The organism is Bacillus sp. T33-2, assembly GCF_002860205.1.
Classification (GTDB): Bacteria; Bacillota; Bacilli; order Bacillales; family Cytobacillaceae; genus T33-2.
On sequence record NZ_PGVB01000034.1, the window covers coordinates 13128 to 30365 of the forward strand.

Annotated in this window: 18 protein-coding genes and 1 riboswitch; of the genes, 12 read left to right on the top strand and 6 right to left on the bottom strand. The window is 43.2% G+C overall.

Features of this window, described 5'->3' with window-relative positions; all coding sequences use genetic code 11:
• Window positions 1-22 precede the first annotated feature (22 nt).
• Window positions 23-517 (bottom strand): chemotaxis protein CheW, encoded by a 495-nt coding sequence (locus tag CVD19_RS19950; protein ID WP_101584891.1) that lies wholly within the window; start codon window positions 515-517, stop codon window positions 23-25.
• A gap of 545 nt (window positions 518-1062) precedes the next feature.
• Here CVD19_RS19950 and CVD19_RS19955 point away from each other — a divergent pair.
• The 3 genes from CVD19_RS19955 (at window position 1063) to CVD19_RS19965 (ending at window position 3792) form a co-directional block, all read left to right on the top strand.
• A complete protein-coding gene (locus tag CVD19_RS19955; RefSeq protein WP_101584893.1) occupies window positions 1063-1668 on the top strand; it encodes a DedA family protein in 606 nt (201 codons plus the stop codon).
• A 92-nt stretch (window positions 1669-1760) separates the two neighbouring features.
• Window positions 1761-2447: a zinc metallopeptidase gene (locus CVD19_RS19960; RefSeq protein ID WP_101584896.1), complete on the top strand. Its 687-nt coding sequence runs from the start codon at window positions 1761-1763 to the stop codon at window positions 2445-2447.
• 52 nt (window positions 2448-2499) lie between these two features.
• On the top strand, window positions 2500-3792 hold the full coding sequence (locus CVD19_RS19965) for a hemolysin family protein (RefSeq protein WP_101584898.1): 1293 nt from the start codon (window positions 2500-2502) through the stop codon (window positions 3790-3792).
• Between the two features lie 53 nt (window positions 3793-3845).
• Here the strand turns inward: CVD19_RS19965 and CVD19_RS19970 are convergent, their stop codons facing one another.
• Genes CVD19_RS19970 through CVD19_RS19985 form a run of 4 tightly spaced genes read right to left on the bottom strand, consistent with a single transcriptional unit; the run spans window position 3846 to window position 7483 of the window.
• A complete protein-coding gene (locus tag CVD19_RS19970; RefSeq protein WP_101584899.1) occupies window positions 3846-4658 on the bottom strand; it encodes an ABC transporter permease in 813 nt (270 codons plus the stop codon).
• Complete coding sequence (locus CVD19_RS19975) at window positions 4655-5632, bottom strand: ABC transporter ATP-binding protein (protein ID WP_101584902.1); 978 nt, start codon at window positions 5630-5632, stop codon at window positions 4655-4657. Before CVD19_RS19975 ends, CVD19_RS19970 begins: the two co-directional genes overlap by 4 nt.
• A 13-nt stretch (window positions 5633-5645) precedes the next feature.
• Window positions 5646-6455, bottom strand: a complete 810-nt coding sequence (locus CVD19_RS19980; RefSeq protein WP_101584904.1) for an ABC transporter permease — start codon at window positions 6453-6455, stop codon at window positions 5646-5648.
• Window positions 6455-7483, bottom strand: coding sequence for an ArsR/SmtB family transcription factor (locus CVD19_RS19985; protein ID WP_257985216.1), 1029 nt, complete (start codon window positions 7481-7483; stop codon window positions 6455-6457). The genes CVD19_RS19980 and CVD19_RS19985 overlap by 1 nt, the downstream gene beginning before the upstream one ends.
• Window positions 7484-7671: 188 nt before the next feature.
• On the opposite strand from CVD19_RS19985, the gene CVD19_RS19990 reads away from it, so the two are divergent.
• From CVD19_RS19990 to CVD19_RS20015, 6 genes are all read left to right on the top strand, one after another.
• Window positions 7672-8490 carry a histidinol-phosphatase gene (locus CVD19_RS19990; protein ID WP_101584905.1) on the top strand — a complete coding sequence of 273 codons (819 nt, stop codon included), beginning with the start codon at window positions 7672-7674 and terminating at the stop codon, window positions 8488-8490.
• Window positions 8491-8585: 95 nt separating this feature from the next.
• Window positions 8586-8694, top strand: a riboswitch (TPP riboswitch).
• Window positions 8695-8799: 105 nt separating this feature from the next.
• On the top strand, window positions 8800-9789 hold the full coding sequence (locus CVD19_RS19995; protein ID WP_101584908.1) for an ABC transporter substrate-binding protein: 990 nt from the start codon (window positions 8800-8802) through the stop codon (window positions 9787-9789).
• Between the two features lie 38 nt (window positions 9790-9827).
• The gene (locus tag CVD19_RS20000; RefSeq protein ID WP_101584909.1) at window positions 9828-10118 is read left to right on the top strand and encodes a thiamine-binding protein; all 291 of its coding nucleotides are present in this window, start codon (window positions 9828-9830) and stop codon (window positions 10116-10118) included.
• Window positions 10118-10885 carry an ABC transporter permease gene (locus CVD19_RS20005; RefSeq protein WP_101584912.1) on the top strand — a complete coding sequence of 256 codons (768 nt, stop codon included), beginning with the start codon at window positions 10118-10120 and terminating at the stop codon, window positions 10883-10885. The genes CVD19_RS20000 and CVD19_RS20005 overlap by 1 nt, the downstream gene beginning before the upstream one ends.
• A complete protein-coding gene (locus CVD19_RS20010) occupies window positions 10882-11622 on the top strand; it encodes an ABC transporter ATP-binding protein (RefSeq protein WP_101584915.1) in 741 nt (246 codons plus the stop codon). The genes CVD19_RS20005 and CVD19_RS20010 overlap by 4 nt, the downstream gene beginning before the upstream one ends.
• Window positions 11622-12401 (top strand): TatD family hydrolase, encoded by a 780-nt coding sequence (locus CVD19_RS20015; protein ID WP_101584916.1) that lies wholly within the window; start codon window positions 11622-11624, stop codon window positions 12399-12401. The genes CVD19_RS20010 and CVD19_RS20015 overlap by 1 nt, the downstream gene beginning before the upstream one ends.
• Window positions 12402-13141: 740 nt before the next feature.
• Here the strand turns inward: CVD19_RS20015 and nagE are convergent.
• Entirely contained in the window at window positions 13142-14584 is a 1443-nt protein-coding gene (gene nagE / locus CVD19_RS20020) for an N-acetylglucosamine-specific PTS transporter subunit IIBC (RefSeq protein ID WP_101584918.1), read from the bottom strand.
• A 578-nt stretch (window positions 14585-15162) separates the two neighbouring features.
• Here nagE and CVD19_RS20030 point away from each other — a divergent pair.
• From CVD19_RS20030 to CVD19_RS20040, 3 genes are all read left to right on the top strand, one after another.
• The gene (locus tag CVD19_RS20030; protein ID WP_101584923.1) at window positions 15163-15591 is read left to right on the top strand and encodes a DMT family transporter; all 429 of its coding nucleotides are present in this window, start codon (window positions 15163-15165) and stop codon (window positions 15589-15591) included.
• A gap of 179 nt (window positions 15592-15770) precedes the next feature.
• Window positions 15771-16100, top strand: coding sequence for a hypothetical protein (locus CVD19_RS20035; RefSeq protein ID WP_101584926.1), 330 nt, complete (start codon window positions 15771-15773; stop codon window positions 16098-16100).
• 193 nt (window positions 16101-16293) lie between these two features.
• Entirely contained in the window at window positions 16294-16983 is a 690-nt protein-coding gene (locus CVD19_RS20040) for a spore coat protein (RefSeq protein ID WP_101584928.1), read from the top strand.
• Window positions 16984-17238 lie beyond the last annotated feature (255 nt).

A 17238-nucleotide genomic window follows, 5' to 3' on the forward strand; every position in this document is an offset into this window, starting at 1 on the left:
AAAAGATTTCATTTATTCGTTTTTAGACGGGCTCGCCCGTGTGCGCCATCTTAACCCCGTTCAATTCCCCAATTTTCGCTCTGATTAAGTCAACGTCATTTAAGGTCAATAGCAATGCTTCCAGATTTAAAATGGTGATAATCCGGCTGTCCTGCATCGCAACTCCTTTAATAAAATCATTTGCCCCTTTTGCCAATGAATTGACCTCAGCTACATTGTCCGCATCTATGCTGATAATTTCATTCGTTTTCTCAACCATGAATGCGATAATTGTTTCGTTTGTTTCAACCAGGATATAACGCGTGTGTTCATTCATTTCAATCGCCCGATCATACAAGGCTTTCGACATATCTATAACTGGGACGATCTGGCCGCGTATGTTAACAATCCCGGATACATATTCCGGCATTTTGGGTACCTTGGACACCTCTGTTATTTTTTCAATGGAAACAATATTATGGATGTTCATCCCAAAAGTCCCTTTATTAATCTCAAATAAAACAAGCGTTTCTGGCATTTTTCAATCTCCTTTCAATTGAACGTTCAACGTGAATGTGCTATAAGCTAAAATATGATTCATTTGTCCCGTTGCAAAATAATATTTTAGTAAAATAATCCTATCTTTGTTAAATGGATGTGTCCAATTGCGGTAAAACCGGAATATCGTCCATTCGACAACGTTGGTCGCGCTTACCGAACATAAGTTTTAGCCGTTCAAACATAAAATCAAACAATCTATTAATTTTTTAAGTACCAAAAATTTTATGCAGTGGTGGTCGGAATGAGATTGAAATGCAGGAATATAATAGATCGTTATTGACAGATTCATTAAGTTGTTTTAATATTAATATAACTAATTCAATAGTCTCCTAAAGGGGAGTAGCTTTTACAACAAGGTCGTCATTACGGAGGATGAACACTCCCGGCTTTGTTGGCAACGAATGTTGTTAGCAAGACCTTTACTCATCGGGTAAAGGTCTTTATTTGTTTCCAAAACCTTTACCAAATTTGGTAAAGGTTTTTTTATTTAGCATGTAACTAAAGTTTAAAAAGGAGCAGGGGATGGATAATTGGATCATTGAGACGATTGAACAGTTTGGATATATGGGGATTTTTTTATTAATTACATTGGAAAATCTATTTCCTCCAATCCCATCCGAAGTAATTCTGACGTTCGGAGGATTTTTGACTACCACCACAACTTTAAGTGTGATTGGAGTCATCACTTTTTCGACATTTGGCTCAGTTGCCGGAGCGGTCGTTTTGTATCGTATTGGCATGCTTCTGGACGTCACAAAGCTGGAAAAAATTATTGGGAGCTGGGGCCACATTCTAAGGCTTACTAATAAAGACCTTCATAAAACGAATGCCTGGTTTTCAAAGTATGGTGCATGGACTGTGTTTTTCTGCCGCTTCATCCCCTTGATCAGAAGCCTTATCTCCATACCAGCCGGAATGGCCCGAATGAATTTTGGCCTTTTCGTACTGTACACAACGCTTGGAACCCTGATTTGGAATGTTGCACTTGTTAATGTGGGTGCAATGGTCGGGGGATCATGGGACGGCATCGTCGGGTACATGGACATTTATGCAACTGTGGTTTATGCAGCAGGTGCCTTGCTTCTCGTTTTACTTGCAGTAATGTTCATTAAAAAAAGAAAGAATTAATCTAATTAAGCAGGTGACTGGCGCAATCAATTTAGTAGTTTCTAATATTTTCATGTGCTTTAATAAATATAAATTGGGAGATGAAATTAAAAATGTTGTTCCATCCTATGGATTTTGTGATTTTTATTGCATTCGGTGTATCCATTTGGGCTCAATTCAGGGTGAAAGGAAATTTTAATAGATGGGCGCAGGTTCCGAGCAGGACAGGATATACAGGTGCTGAAGTAGCACGCCGTATCCTTGATGAAAATGGGCTGGGCAATGTCCCGATTCAAGTAGTGCGGGGCATGCTTTCCGACCATTATGATCCAGTCAGCCGCGTTGTCCGTCTTTCTGAAGCTGTGTACTATGGCCGCTCTATTGCATCCATTTCAGTAGCTGCCCATGAAGTAGGCCACGCAATCCAGCATAAACAGTCATACGGTGCTTTGACACTGCGCCACCGGTTGTTTCCGGTTGCGAATATTGCGTCAGGAATTGCCCCGTTTCTATTCCTTGGCGGAATGCTGATGCAGCAGCTGTCTCTGATCGGCGTCGGTATTTTATTCTTCTCTGCCGCAGTCGCTTTCCAGTTGATCACACTGCCAGTTGAATTTAATGCGAGCAGCCGGGCAAGGAATTTGATGCTTGCCCAAGGCCTTCTTTACAACGATGAAGAGCATGGAGTCAAAAAAGTATTGAATGCCGCAGCATTGACATACGTTGCCGCTGTGTTAATTTCACTATTGGAATTGGTGAAGTTTGTCATGATTTTCTTCCAGGGGAATTCAGAAGAATAATTGTTCTTAAACATTCAGGAGGTGAACGCCTTACTTTATGTAAGGCAAATATTTGGAGATTTTTAATCTGATACTTGTGGCAGTGTTGATCGCTTTGACAGCTTTCTTCGTAGCCACAGAATTTGCGATTGTCAAGGTGAGAAGTTCAAGGATTGACCACCTTATTGAGGAAAATAAAAGAGGGGCAAAAGCTGCAAAGCATGTGGTCACCCATTTGGACGAATATTTATCAGCCTGCCAATTAGGTATTACCGTCACAGCGCTTGGCCTCGGCTGGCTTGGTGAACCGACTGTGGAAAAATTGCTGTATCCAGTTTTTAAAGCATGGGAACTAAATGAATCTGTTTCTCACCTGATTTCCTTCGGTATTGCCTTTGTCTTGATTACATTTTTGCACGTGGTAGTCGGGGAACTGGCGCCTAAAACAGTCGCAATCCAAAAAGCAGAAGCAGTCACATTATTATTCTCAAAACCAATTATATGGTTCTATAAACTGATGTACCCGTTTATTTGGGTATTAAATGGATCTGCCAGATTGCTTGTGGGAGTTTTTGGGCTTAAGCCAGCCTCTGAACACGAGCTAGCCCACTCCGAAGAAGAATTGCGCATCATTCTGTCGGAAAGCTATGAGAGCGGGGAAATCAATCAATCAGAGCTGACTTATGTCAATAACATTTTTGAGTTTGATAATCGGGTCGCCAAAGAAATCATGGTCCCGCGTACGGAAATGGTTACCTTGTCGATTGAAGACAGCAGGCAAGAAATTTTGGAAACGATCCGGCGGGAAAAATATACAAGATACCCCGTTGTAAATGGCGATAAAGACCATGTTCTGGGTGTTGCGAATATTAAAGAAATTTTAACGGAAACTATTGTCAGCCCGATCGATGAAGATAAGACTCTGGAAAACTTTATAAATCCAGTGATTCGTGTGATCGAAACCATCCCTATACACGATTTGCTTTTAAAAATGCAAAAGGAACGTTCTCATATGGCAATTTTGCATGATGAATACGGTGGAACAGCAGGTCTTGTAACTGTCGAAGATATTTTGGAGGAAATCGTCGGGGAAATCCGGGACGAATTCGATGCAGATGAAGTTGCTGACATCCGCAAACTGGCTGAAAACCACTATATCATGAGTGGAAAGGTATTAATTGAAGATGTCAACGATATCCTTGGCATTGCTCTTTCCGAAGAAGATGTCGACACCTTTGCCGGCTGGTTCCTGTCCCGGCAATATGACGTACAGCCCGGTGACACTCTTAAGATTGAAGGATTTTCATTTACCGTAAAAGAAATGGATGGCCACCAAATATTATTTATTGAAGTTAAAAAAGCATAACAATGGGAGAGCCGTTGACCGGGCTCTCCTTTTGTATTACAGATAATGTATATTTAAAACAGGACCATATTCCCTGTTTCTTTGGCATGATGTTCTGCTTTTTTGATCAGAAAAAATGATGCCATGAACAGTGTGGCCAGGACCGCCGCAAGAGTAAGCAACTGGCTGGCAAGCTGCCACAATCCAGCTCCATTTATAACGAGCTCCCGAAAGATTTCGAGCACATAGGTCAATGGGAAGAAGAAGGCTACTGCTTTTCCCCATAAAGGAAACGCCAGCACCGGGATGCGAACGCCTGAGAAAAACTGCATCGGCTCCTCGAAAATAGTGAACAGTATGCCGGCGTCCCTAGAAAATAAAAACACTATATTCAAAAAGCCTCCCCATACAATCGCTGAGACACTTAATAGCAATAGGGCAACCGGGACATTGAGCCAGTGAATTTGTCCAGCCTGGCCAGTAGCGAACAGCACCAGCAGAGTGAAGCCGGTAAAAAGCCAAACCGCTTCAAGCAGATTGCCGGCAGCCCTTGCGTACATGATGGTGATCCGGGAGACCGGGGTCAAAAAAATCAGCTCCAAAGTTCCTGCCTGCCGTTCATAAGACATATTCCAGGCGGACTGGACCAGGCTCCAAAAGAAGATGTATCCAAGGTAGCCGGTAAGTAAAAACAACATAATCTGGTCAACATCCATATATTGAGATAAGGGACTCGTTTCTGATAAATTGAACGGCTTGAAGGAATAGTAAGATACGACAAATAAAAGTGCCGGCCAGATGAGCAGGGAAAAGTACACTAGCAGGTTATGAAAGTTATGCTGGTGGCTCTTGACAGCTTCGGCCCATAAAATTGAAAGAGTTCTCATGCAGATTTCTCCTTTGACAAGGCAAGGATTGCATCCTCGAGACGAGGCCTTTTGAGCTCGAGCCTTTGAATGGCAATCTCCTGGTCTACACAAACCGCGATAACACTGGATGTCGGGTCAAACGGCGCGTTGACTTCCATAATTGAGGCGTCCGAAGTTGAAATAAAATGCACAGTACAGCCCGGCAGGCTTTTTGAGATTTTGTTCTGTTCAATCATTGATAAATATCTCGTTTCAACCGATACATAAAAATCTTTCACTACAGCTGCCGTGATATTTTGCGGAGTATCATGAAGCACCAGCTTTCCTTTCTCAATGATATAGACCCTGTCGCAAAGCTCTTCCACTTCCTCCAAATAGTGGCTTGTCAACAGAATCCCCTTTTTGTGTTGTTTTGCCAGATTCTTGACAGTTTCCCTGAGCTGTTTTGCTACCGGTGCATCAAGACCGAGGGTAGGTTCATCCAGAAATAAATATTTCGGGTCATTGATCAGGCCCCGGGCAATCTGCAGTCTTTGCTTCATGCCCTTTGAATACAGCTCGACGGGTGTATCCGCTGCGGCGGATAAACCAACCTCCTGGATTAAGGCCTTAATTTTAGCCTCCAGCTCTGCGCCATGAAGGCCATATAATTTTCCGAAATACCGGAGATTTTCGACCCCTGTCAAACGCCAATACAGCATCCGTTCTCCCCCGGCGATCATATTGACAAGGTTCTTTACCTTGATGGCATCCTTGACTGCGTCCATCCCGTCGACAGAAATTGTTCCTTCAGACGGGTTCAATAACGTGCACAGCATTTTGATTGTCGTCGTTTTTCCTGCTCCATTCAAACCGAGCAGCCCGACAATTTCTCCTTCATTTATCGTTAAATCTATGCCGCCAACAGCGTGTACCGGCTGTTTTTCCCTGCGAAACAAACCTGTCTTTTTAGAAATCATATAGGTTTTCTTCAATCCTTTTGCCTCAATCACAAACCATTCCCCCTTATCCAAAATGTTTTTCCAAAACCACTTTTTCCATCTTTTTGATGAATATAGAACCAATCGGAAAGTAAATGAGTCCGAGCACAATCATCTTCATCAGCAGAGGTGTGACGCCGGATAAAGGCTGCCCCTCAATCCAAACCATCCGTAGAGCATCCACCCCATGTGTCAATGGCATGATTTCCCCAATCCAGGCTACTGAGGCAGGCAGAAATTCTGATGGGAATGTAATGCTGCATACAAGGCTCATCAGTACAAACAATGTATTTTGTGTGATGTATGTATCCCTGAAGTACAGCATGAATGTGCCGAGGATCAGTGCCTGGCTGAAAATCGCGAAAATCAGGACGGCCAGGACGACAGCGACATTGAGCCAGTTGACATTTTCCATATGCAATCCAAAAAAATAGCCAACAGATGTGATTGCCAAAAATTCCAGTCCAATCCGCATGAACCCTTGGGCCATATACCCTAAATAGTACCCTTTCCTCGAGGACGGGGAGAGCAGCAGTGCTTCAAGCGTGCCTTCCCTAAGCTCCGTGATGATAGCACGGCTGACAATCATCAGCAGCGATACGGAAAAAGAATAAAGCAATCCGCCCAGGATGACGTAGGAAACATAGTCTTCCGTACCTGCCGAGGAAACAAACTTTTCATTAAGGTCTTCATGAAATACAAAAAAGTAGGTGAGATAGGCAAAAACGATAATATAAATGCCGCTCAATATATGGCCCAAAAAAAATGACCAGGGAAAAGCCCTCTTCATGACCAAATAGTTCCGCTGAAAGGTAGCGGAAAAGGGAAGCCACATCATGATTCCTCCTTTTTCTCCATTAAAGGCTGGTCGAAAAATTGATTCAAATCCACCTTTAATTGCTCCAATTTCTCTTTTTTGGTGCGGTAAAAGACAAAATGCCCGTGCCGTTCATAATGAAGCAGCCCGGCACCTTCCAGCAGTTTCAAGTGCTTGGAAACAGTGGCTTTGGCCAGGCCTGTCTTCTCTGTCAGCTGCTGGGTGCAGTACGGATGGTATAGAAGCATTCTCAGCAGGTTCAACCTTGTTTTGTCCCCAAAAGCCTGGAGGATGTCCATCAGATCCTCGGGGACACCTGCAGGTTGATGCTCTTTGGGAAGGGCAACCTGGTAATAGACAATAATATGAGGCACTTCCAAACCAACCAGCAAATGCGGGGCGATAAACGTTGATGGGTAAATTGTTAAAGTGTCGATCTCCGCATAATCAAACACCCATGTCTCAGCTTTGAAAAATTTTAGCGATTTCCTTTCCAGCTTGAACCTAGGGTGAATTGAACCGACCGCTTCAGCCGGATTATTTTTCATTCTGGCTTTCAGTTCATGGACAGACTTGACAAGCCACGGTTCCACCCTGAAAAGCTCCCGCGCGAAAAATTGTTGTTGGTACTGATATAAAAATTCGCATAGCTCAGCCTGAAAATATCGTGGTTTGGACAGTACCTCCCTCTCCCCGGAACTTAATTCGGCATGCGGCAGGCTGGCCCGTTTACCAAGGAAAAAATCGATGAATTTTTCGCTGTTCAATTGCCTTATTCGCTCAATTGCCTCCTCCGGGTGCTTCTCTTCAAAATTCAGATGATCCTGCAAGTCGAGAAAATTGAGCCATTCATTGCTTAACTCGCCGTACAGACAGGCGGATTCCCACAATGACGGTTTCATTGCGGCCTTCATTTCTTCCGCCCATGCCAGCCGCGGCAGATGGTGGGCAGGGTTATACAGTACATGCAGGCTTGTAATCATTTCGCGAAATGGTGAATAGATAATGCGCACGTGCTTTTGTAACCAATGGTTTAACTGTTCCAAAACAATCATCCTTTTTGATTCGTCAAAAGACGAATCAAATTTATAATTTTGCAAAATTATTCAGTATTTTATATAGGAAGACCGCATTTGTCAATATAAGAAATTAAATATTGATTGATTTAATTGTCCTGTTATTGAGAATGTTATAAGCTGTTAACAGAAGTTGATTGGAAAGAGGGGCAACTGCGATGGCCAACGATAAAAAATTTGATTTTCATACCCACCACATACGCTGTGGTCATGCAAGGGGAACGATTCGGGATTATATCGAGGCAGGAATCGAAAAAGGGCTGGACATGATCGGGATTGCTGACCATACACCGTATTTTTCAAGTGAACAGGACCAGCCGTATCCACATATCGCCATGGGGAAAAGCCAGTTTCCGGAATACATAGCAGAAGTGCTGCAGTTCAAAAAGGAATATGCGGGGAAGATTGATGTTCTATTAGGGGTCGAGTCCGACTTTTTCCCAGAGCATGTCCAGGTTTATCAGCAGTGTTTCGACCAATATCCTTTTGATTACATCATTGGCTCCGTCCATCACGTGGACGGGATCAATATTTTTAAAAAGGACCGCTGGGAAGGCTTGACCGCACGACAAAAACGGCAGACAAAGGAAACGTATTACGACTTGATCGAGCAATCCGCCCGGAGCGGCATGTTCCAGATTCTTGGCCATATTGATGCGATGAAAGGGTTTTACCCAGCATTTTCTGAAATTCAGACCGAAGCAATCGAGAAGACATTAAAAGTCATTGCTGAATATGATATTGCCATCGAAGTAAATACATCAGGAAAAACGAAATACAGCGGCGGCTGGTATCCGGCTGATGACATCCTTGAAAGGGCCCTCCATTTTGGGGTGACCGCCACCTTTGGTTCTGATGCCCATGACCCTGACCGGGTTGGCGATGATTTTGACCTCGTAAAGAAAAAGCTTAAAGAAATCGGATTTAAGGAATGGGCCTATTTCAAAGAAAAGAAACGGTTTCTGGCATCATTATAATATTGGGAAACGTCCAGACACTCAAGGTGAATTTTTTTCTGGCAAAAAAAACAGTATTTGTTATAATGAAAATGCAGCTGCAAAACTGAATATTGAGAAATATGTAGGGGGACCGGTGTTGCCGGTTGAGATAGTTCCGATAGAACTGACCCTTTGAACCTGATTCTGGCTAATACCAGCGAAGGGAACATACTTACAAACTTGTATGTTTGTTATTATGCGCCCGGGTATGGTCCGGGCGCTTTTTTAATGCCCCGGGGAGCGGCCAGGCAAGCAACACCAATACATAGATTAAGGGGAGAAGGCCGTATGAAAAAATGGATTATGCTACTTATGGCAATGCTTCTAATCACAGGATGTGCCACCAATGAGGCAGGTTCCGAAAACGAAGATGAGAAGAAGTTGAAAAAGGTGTCCGTTGTTCTTGATTGGACACCGAACACAAACCACACTGGGTTATATGTGGCAAAGGAGAAGGGCTATTTTGAAAAAGAAGGGCTTGATGTAGAAATCATCATGCCTGGTGAGGCCGGAGCCGACCAGCTTGTGGCTGCCGGGAAAGCACAGTTTGGGGTGAGCTATCAGGAAGGAGTTACGCTGGCTCGCGTCCAGGGGGTGCCGCTAGTGTCGATTGCAGCAGTGATACAGCACAATACTTCCGGTTTTGCCTCTCCTGTTGCAAAAAATATTAAAGCACCGAAGGATTTCGAAGGGAAAACATATGGGGGCTGGGGTTCCCCAGTTGAGAAGTCTGTCATTTCTTCATTAATGAAGCTAGAAAGTGCGGATGTCGAAAAAGTAAACATAGTGAACATGGGCGACACTGATTTCTTCACTGCCGTAAAACGTGAGATTGATTTTGCCTGGATATATTACGGCTGGACTGGAATCGAAGCAGAGCTGCGCGGCGAGAAACTTAATATGGTTTATTTAACCGACTATACCGAAAAACTGGATTACTACACGCCGGTCCTGTCTACAAACGAGGACATGATTAAAAATGACCCTAAAACGGTTAAGGCATTTGTGAAGGCGGCTTCAGAAGGGTACCAGTTTGCGATCAACAGCCCGGAAGAAGCTGCGGATATTTTAATAAAAGCAGCACCGGACCTTGATGAGGACCTTGTGAAGAAGAGCCAGGAATGGCTTGCATCCCGTTACCAGGACGACGCAAAGCGCTGGGGTGAACAAAAACTCGAGGTATGGGAAAATTATGCTGGCTGGATGTATGAAAATAAACTGCTAGAAAAAGAGCTGGATGCGGAAAAAGCTTTTACAAATGAATTTTTGCCGGAATAAAGACCATTCAGGAATGATTTTCAATAAGGAGGAGAAAAATGGCCGACGCACTCGTTAGCATTCAAATCATACCAAAAACAAAAAATGGGGAAAGTGTCATTCCGTACGTTGATGAAGCCATCAAGGTAATCGAGGATTCCGGAGTAAAATACGAAGTCCATCCTCTTGAAACGACGATGGAAGGTGACCTTGGGCTGCTGCTGTCTATCATAGCTGAAATGAATGCGCGGATGATTGAAGTCGGAAGCAGCAATGTCATATCACAGGTAAAGATTCTATATCAGCCCGATGGTATTACAATGAATGAATTGACGGAGAAATACCGCTAATGAAACGAATGAAACTAAAAGGGTGGAGACCGTTTTTCGTTCTCCTCCTTTTATTAATTATATGGGAAGTGTCCGTAAAAAAAGCTGAAGTACCTGGTTGGCTTCTACCGGCACCTTCAGTCATTTTCACCGAGGGATTGAATGGCTGGGCCGGTTTTCAAACACATTTGATATCTACTGTCAAGCTTGCGTTAGTTGGGTTTCTGATCGGCTCGGCAATTGGGATCGGTTTTGCCGTTGTATTGCATCTTCTGCCTTTTGTAAGAGAATCAGTATATCCATTATTGATCCTTTCGCAAAATGTGCCTGTTATTGTGCTGGCACCACTTTTAGTCATCTGGTTCGGGTTTGGAATTTTGCCGAAAATGATCGTCATCACACTTGTCTGTTTTTTCCCGATTACAGTCGCTGCCCTGGACGGTTTTAAGCAAACACCAGCGGAATTAAAGCATTATATGAAAATGGCCGGCGCCACTGATGGCCAAGTCTTTCGAAAGCTGGAATTGCCACATGCCCTTCCTTCGATTTTTTCCGGCCTGAAAATCTCTGCAACGTACAGTGTGATGGGTGCGGTGATCTCCGAGTGGCTCGGTGCAAAACAGGGAATCGGTGTGTACATGACCCTCGCTTCATTTTCTTTCCGGACTGACAGGGTTTTTGTAGCGATTTTTGCGATTATCGCGATAAGCATATTGTTTTTTGGTGGAATCGCCTGGACGGAACATCAGCTTGCAGGCTGGAAGAGGAAGGGGGATAGGATCAAATGACCAAGCTTGCTTTGAAAAATGTCAGCATGAACTTTGGAACAAACAAAATACTCCATGACATAAACCTGGAGGTTAGTGAGGGTGAATTTACCGCAATCCTCGGCCCATCCGGCAGCGGCAAGAGCACTCTGTTCAGTCTTGTCGGGGGTATATTGTCTCCGGATGAAGGAGAAATTCACCTGGATGGCAGGAATATCAATGGAAAACAGGGATTCATCAGTTATATGCCCCAAACTTCAGCCCTATTCCCATGGAGAACTGTTTTGCAAAATGTGCTGCTTGGCCAGGAATTACAAGGTAAAGCCGATAAACATGCCGCAAAACAAATGCTGGTGACGGCAGGCTTGGGTGAATATGAGAAAGCGTATCCTCATCAGCTTTCCGGAGGGATGAAGCAAAGAACGGCATTTATCCGTGCCTTGCTCAGCCCGCAAACGGTCATGCTTCTTGATGAACCATTTTCGGCCCTGGACGAATTCACCCGGCTGGACATGCAAAAATGGCTTTTGTCCATATGGGAGACGCACCGAAAAACAATTCTCTTTATTACACATAATATCGAAGAGGCTTTATTTTTGGCTGACCGGATCGTTGTATTATCGGACAAACCGGCAAGTATAGCAGCAGAGTTTCGTGTCCCATTTCCACGGCCAAGGAGGGAACACTTATTGCTTGAGGAATCATTTCTACAGTGGAAACGGACTGTATATTACGCGTTAAAGGGTGGAGAGGCTTAATGGAAAAAAAGATAATAGATGCCCATATCCATCTTGATCAATATGCTGATGAAGAAATCGAAAAGTTTTTTCCGGATGGTGCTATTTCCGGGGTGATATCGGTAAGCATGCAGCTGGAATCGTGCAAACGCAATCTGGAACTTTCACAAAGAGATGGCAGGATATTTCCGGCGTTTGGCTATCATCCGGAACAGGTATTGCCAACTGACCGCAATCTATCCGATTTGCTGGAATGGATGCACGCCCATCAGCATTCCATGGTTGCGGTCGGGGAGGTAGGCCTCCCGTTCTATACAAGGAAGGAATGGAAGCGGGGAGAATTTCCGTTGCATGGATATGTTGAGTTGCTGGAAACGTTCATTACCCATGCCAAACGGTGGCGTAAGCCAATCATCCTCCATGCTGTGCATGATGATGCTCCGCTCGTATGCAGCCTTCTTGAAAAGCATTCCATCACCAAGGCTCATTTTCACTGGTTTAAAGGCGAAGCAAGAACGTTACAGAGGATGGCGGAGAATGGCTATTATATTTCCGTCACGCCTGATATCGTCTATGAACAGGAAATCCAGTCGATTGTGCTTGATTACCCGCTTGGCCAGATAATGGTCGAAACAGACGGTCCATGGCCATTCGAAGGGCCATTTGAAGGCGACAACACCCATCCAAATATGATTCACTCATCCATCAAAACCATCGCCCACATAAAAAACCTCACAGAAGCAGAAGTTTATGACCGTTTATATAAAAATACACTCGAATTCTACACATTACCGCGTTAATTGAGTGGGGGTGCCCTCACAATATTAAAGCGTTAATTGGACGGGGGGACATGCCCAGCAACAGTAAGTTATTGTATCTCCCAGCGTCTAATACACTGCCTATATATAGAATTAAACAGAAAAATCAGAATATTTATTGTCTCAAGATATTTTTGGTGATATTATCTTTTTTCTGCCAGAAAAATTAAGGGGAGGGGAAATGGATGAATGATATCAATTGAAGGCTAAAGCACATCCTTCAAGATTGCCAAACGTTCAACCGGGTTGCGCGAAGCTGCCAAAGCTCTTTTTTATCGTGAATATACACGGTTGATGCATATGGCGATTTGGTGTCAGGCATTATCGCTCGACAGGCTCTTGAATTGAACTGAACGCCCGCTCTTTCATGTTTTAAATTCATCCCTGTTGGTTAAAACAGTCATAGATGGCATTCGAAAGAAAGTGGTGACCTATGAAGGAAATAAGGGAAACTAGATATTGTGAAAACTGTAAAAAAGAAACATTGCATGTAGTGACCGAAGACGCCCTGGAAATAGAATACCACTGTAAAAACTGTGGATATCGTCAGGAGATCATAAAATCATTTTTCTAGAGATGGAGTTCAGATCAAAAAAAGAGCTTAATTCTTGAACGAATTAGGCTCTTCCTTGTTTTATTTGGCAAATATAGAGAAGGCATACAAATCTTCAGTTTCTCAGATTAAAGGCACCTACCCAAACAAACTAAGAAACTAATACTAATTACTTGCGGATTTTCTCAATTTCATCAGCCACAAATTGTACGTTTGTTCCTACAATAACTTGAATACTGTGTTGCCCGACAACATTGATTCCCGGTACACCAGTGGATTTGATCTTTTTCTGGTCGACAGCATCCATGTCTTTGACTTCTACTCTTAAGCGTGTTACGCAGTTGTCAATGGATGTGACATTGGCATCTCCACCTAAACCTTCATAAATAGTTGCAGCCATTGCCGAAAATTTATTTTCCCCTGTTACTGCGTCTCCAACTACATCTTCATCCGCATCATCTTCCCGCCCAGGAGTTTGGATGTTGAATTTAGTGATCAAGAAGCGGAATAAGAAGTAGTAGATTACAGCAAAAACCAGCCCTTGAAGCAGCAGCATATATGGTTGGTTAGCCAGTGGGAGTCGTGAACTTAGGACAAAGTCTACAAATCCCGCGCTAAAACCAAACCCTGCAGTCCAGTTGAAAGTTGCCGCGATAGCTAATGAAATACCTGTAAGTACTGCATGCACGAAATAAAGTGCCGGAGCAACAAACATGAAAGCAAATTCAATCGGCTCTGTTACCCCAGTAAAGAAAGCAGCGAAGCCGGCTGCCAGCATCAAGGATGCAACTTGCTTTTTCTTCTTCGTTTTTGCAGTATGGTACATCGCAAGTCCCGCGGCTGGCAATCCAAACATCATGACAGGGAAGAATCCGGCCTGATACATGCCTGTAACGCCTTTTTCACCTTTTCCGGACCAGAAATTACCGATATCATTGATTCCAGCTACATCAAACCAGAACACGGAGTTTAATGCATGGTGCAAACCTGTTGGGATTAAAAGCCGATTGAAGAACCCATATAGTCCTGCGCCAGCTGCACCTAATTTAGCAATACCCTCACCAAAAGAGACTAATCCTGTATAGATGACTGGCCATACAAAGAATAATATTGCTGAAACCACAATCATTGTAACCGCTGTCATAATTGGAACCAGGCGTTTACCACTGAAGAAGGCCAATGCATCTGGCAGCTTCACATGGCTAAAACGGTTATACATGTTTGCAGCCACCAGCCCTGATAGAATTCCGACAAAGGCATTACCTATTTTCGCAAAAGCCGGGTCTACTTTCTCAGGGTCAACACCTTCAAGCAACGCCACAGATCCTGTGGAAAGCAAGGTAGTCACTACCAGGTAGGCAACCAATCCGCTGAGAGCGGCAGAACCATCTTTTGCCTTGGCCATACCTAGTGCAACACCTACTGCGAATAAGATTGGAATATTGTCAATAATGGAAGAGCCAGCCTTAATTAAGAATGCAGCTACCGGGCTCTCCGCTCCCCATCCTGTTGGGTCTATCCAATAACCAATCCCCATCAAAATTGCTGCGGCCGGCAATACTGCTACTGGTAACATTAATGAACGGCCAATTCTTTGTAGATACTTCATCATAAACATACTTCCCCCTTTCAATGTCTTTCTTGTTAAATTTTAATAGAAAAATAAAGTCCAAAAGAATGGAGTAGGTGCTTTAAGATTATTATAATGACAAACTTAAAAAATATTCAACTTATTATTTTCCATTCAACATTGTTGTCCAAGTCAAATAGTACCAATCGCTGTATTGCTTGATCGAGTCTTAAAAGGTTCTTTGAATACGTCGAAATAATATGAAAAAAAGGACATATGTCCTTTTTTTGTGTGCAGAAATGTTCTTTAATATATACGAGGGGGTATTCTGTGACAGAAATACACGATCGAAAACTATTAAAATTATATTTGAAAGAACACAATTTAGACATCTTGTTTAATAACGAATTTCAGAAACAGATGCGATTGTACAAAGTAAATAAAGGTGAGTGCAGACTTACTGGGCACCAGTTACAGACATTTAAACAGGGTAATAAAAAAGTTATGTTCACAGTTTCCATTATCGAACGAAACAGAAAAGGCCTTCACAAAAGGTTTTAGATAAATTTCAGGAGTTGGCAATTGGGAATATATATGAATAGAGTCAGGAGGAGAATTTTTTGCAGGGAGTTCTTTTTTCATTGCTTGCCGGAATTTTGATAAGCTTGCAATCTATCTTTAATACGAGGGTGAGTGAAAAGCTCGGCCTGTGGCAGACAAACACATTGGTGCATGGGATTGGGTTTATGGCATCTTTTATATTATTTTTGATCATCAGGGACGGCAGTATAAGCAGGATCAGTGAGGTCAATAAAGTTTATCTGCTAGGAGGGGTTTTTGGAGCGGTCATTGTTTATAGTGTCATGAGAGGCATTGCCGGGCTTGGGCCGGCATATTCCGTTTCGATCATGCTTGTATCCCAATTGATCATGGCTTTAGTAATCGATTCACTCGGCCTGTTCGGAACCGAAAAAATCATGTTTACTGCCAACAAAGCAGTTGGAATAGCGGTCATGATTATCGGAATCCTGATATTCAAACTAAAGTAATCAGTCACTGTGACAGAGAATGATGTCTGGGTTGTTTTTTTTGCTATCGGGTAAATATCATACAAAAACTGCCGCAGAGGCTTGAGTGAAAAATTGTGCATGTCAATGTTGTACCTTAGTCTATACAGCCCTTCACGATTGTGAATAAGTTATTATTACGGATGGAAGGGGGGAGACAGATGGGCAGATCAAATGGAAACGGCTCTGATAACAATTCAAGATCCGATGTGAACTTTGACAATCAAGTTGATGTCAACACTGACAATCATAATAACAATGACAATGAAAACGACAATGAATTAAAAAACCGCAATAAAAATAATAACTTTGCCAAAATAAAAGACAGCGGAAATTCCAAGGTTGACATTCAAATTGATGTTGAATCCGATTCAGAATCTGATTCTAGGGCAAGAGTACGCGCCCGGGCGAATGCCGACCAGTTCCAGGATTCGGAGCAGGACCAGGATCAAGACCAGGATCAAGACCAAGACCAGGATATTGAAGATTAATGGTATATACCGGAAGGCGGGATGTAAAAATCCCACCTTCTTTTTAGTTATTTCAGCTATCTCAAGTAATCAGACAAGGCCACACATAAAATGATTACTTTTTTCCTCTGAAAACATTGGAAAAATGCATAATCAGCACGGTGTGGGGAGACAGTATTCTTTGACGTGAAAAACAATCAAAGGAGAGATTCTCATGCCGTACGGCGCACATGAAACGATGGAAGTACATGAAATTTTGATGGAAAAAGTGAATATGTTAAATCATTTCAATCTTTACGCAGCACAAACGCAAAACCCGCAATTGCTGGAGATGATCGTGCGACATCAACAGGAGGAGATTGTGTCCTATAATGAACTCGTCGCATATACGCATGATTACAACCGTTTTTCACCTGTGCCGCCAAATACAAATATAAGGGAGATCAGTCCGCAGCAGATTCAATATGGCTTGCAAAACCCTCCGCAGTTTGCACCTGAGGCCAATGCAACACTAAATGATATGGAAATCGCCTCGGCAATGCTGCTTTGCCATAAAAATGCAGCAAGAAATGGCATGTGGGCTACCCTGGAATGTGCAGATCCTAACCTTCGCAGACTGCTCTTGAACAGCGCGGCAAATTGTGCCAACCAGGCTTATGAAGTATTCCTGTTCATGAACGGGCAGGGTGCCTATCAGGTGCCTAAAATGGAAAGCCATACGGCGAAGTCATTCCTGCATAGATACCAGCCTGCAGGCGATCAGTTAACAGCCCAATATTTTTCCCAACCAGGCCAAAATGCAGGATATGGGCAAAATTTTATGAACCAGGCCGGAAACGCGATGGACCCGACGGTCGCTACTGGCACCCCGCAAAGCGTTCTTTACGGCGGCACAACCCAGTAGAGACCAAACTGCAAGGAGTTAGTGGGATTTCAAAACAATCATAAATCCTCATCTTTCAGGCATTCAACAAGAACCGCGAACATAGTGGAATAATATTCATACAAACCACCTGATCGAAAAGATTTTTCTGCTTTTCGACCCGGGTGGTTTGTTGTTCGTTTCCAGCGAATTTGTCCTGACAGTATATCGTCCGCGTTTTTTAAGCAGGTCTATGCGAAAATCTCACTATGTTTCCAGAAACTCTGCTTTTCATTT

Excerpts from the sequence above, each read along its gene's own strand:
- CVD19_RS19950 (WP_101584891.1), bottom strand. The coding sequence starts at position 517 with ATGCCAGAAACGCTTGTTTTATTTGAGATTAATAAAGGGACTTTTGGG.
- CVD19_RS19955 (WP_101584893.1), top strand. The coding sequence starts at position 1,063 with ATGGATAATTGGATCATTGAGACGATTGAACAGTTTGGATATATGGGG.
- CVD19_RS19960 (WP_101584896.1), top strand. The coding sequence starts at position 1,761 with ATGTTGTTCCATCCTATGGATTTTGTGATTTTTATTGCATTCGGTGTA.
- CVD19_RS19970 (WP_101584899.1), bottom strand. The coding sequence starts at position 4,658 with ATGAGAACTCTTTCAATTTTATGGGCCGAAGCTGTCAAGAGCCACCAG.
- CVD19_RS19980 (WP_101584904.1), bottom strand. The coding sequence starts at position 6,455 with ATGTGGCTTCCCTTTTCCGCTACCTTTCAGCGGAACTATTTGGTCATG.
- CVD19_RS19990 (WP_101584905.1), top strand. The coding sequence starts at position 7,672 with ATGGCCAACGATAAAAAATTTGATTTTCATACCCACCACATACGCTGT.
- CVD19_RS19995 (WP_101584908.1), top strand. The coding sequence starts at position 8,800 with ATGAAAAAATGGATTATGCTACTTATGGCAATGCTTCTAATCACAGGA.
- CVD19_RS20000 (WP_101584909.1), top strand. The coding sequence starts at position 9,828 with ATGGCCGACGCACTCGTTAGCATTCAAATCATACCAAAAACAAAAAAT.
- CVD19_RS20005 (WP_101584912.1), top strand. The coding sequence starts at position 10,118 with ATGAAACGAATGAAACTAAAAGGGTGGAGACCGTTTTTCGTTCTCCTC.
- CVD19_RS20010 (WP_101584915.1), top strand. The coding sequence starts at position 10,882 with ATGACCAAGCTTGCTTTGAAAAATGTCAGCATGAACTTTGGAACAAAC.
- CVD19_RS20015 (WP_101584916.1), top strand. The coding sequence starts at position 11,622 with ATGGAAAAAAAGATAATAGATGCCCATATCCATCTTGATCAATATGCT.
- nagE (WP_101584918.1), bottom strand. The coding sequence starts at position 14,584 with ATGATGAAGTATCTACAAAGAATTGGCCGTTCATTAATGTTACCAGTA.
- CVD19_RS20035 (WP_101584926.1), top strand. The coding sequence starts at position 15,771 with ATGGGCAGATCAAATGGAAACGGCTCTGATAACAATTCAAGATCCGAT.
- CVD19_RS20040 (WP_101584928.1), top strand. The coding sequence starts at position 16,294 with ATGCCGTACGGCGCACATGAAACGATGGAAGTACATGAAATTTTGATG.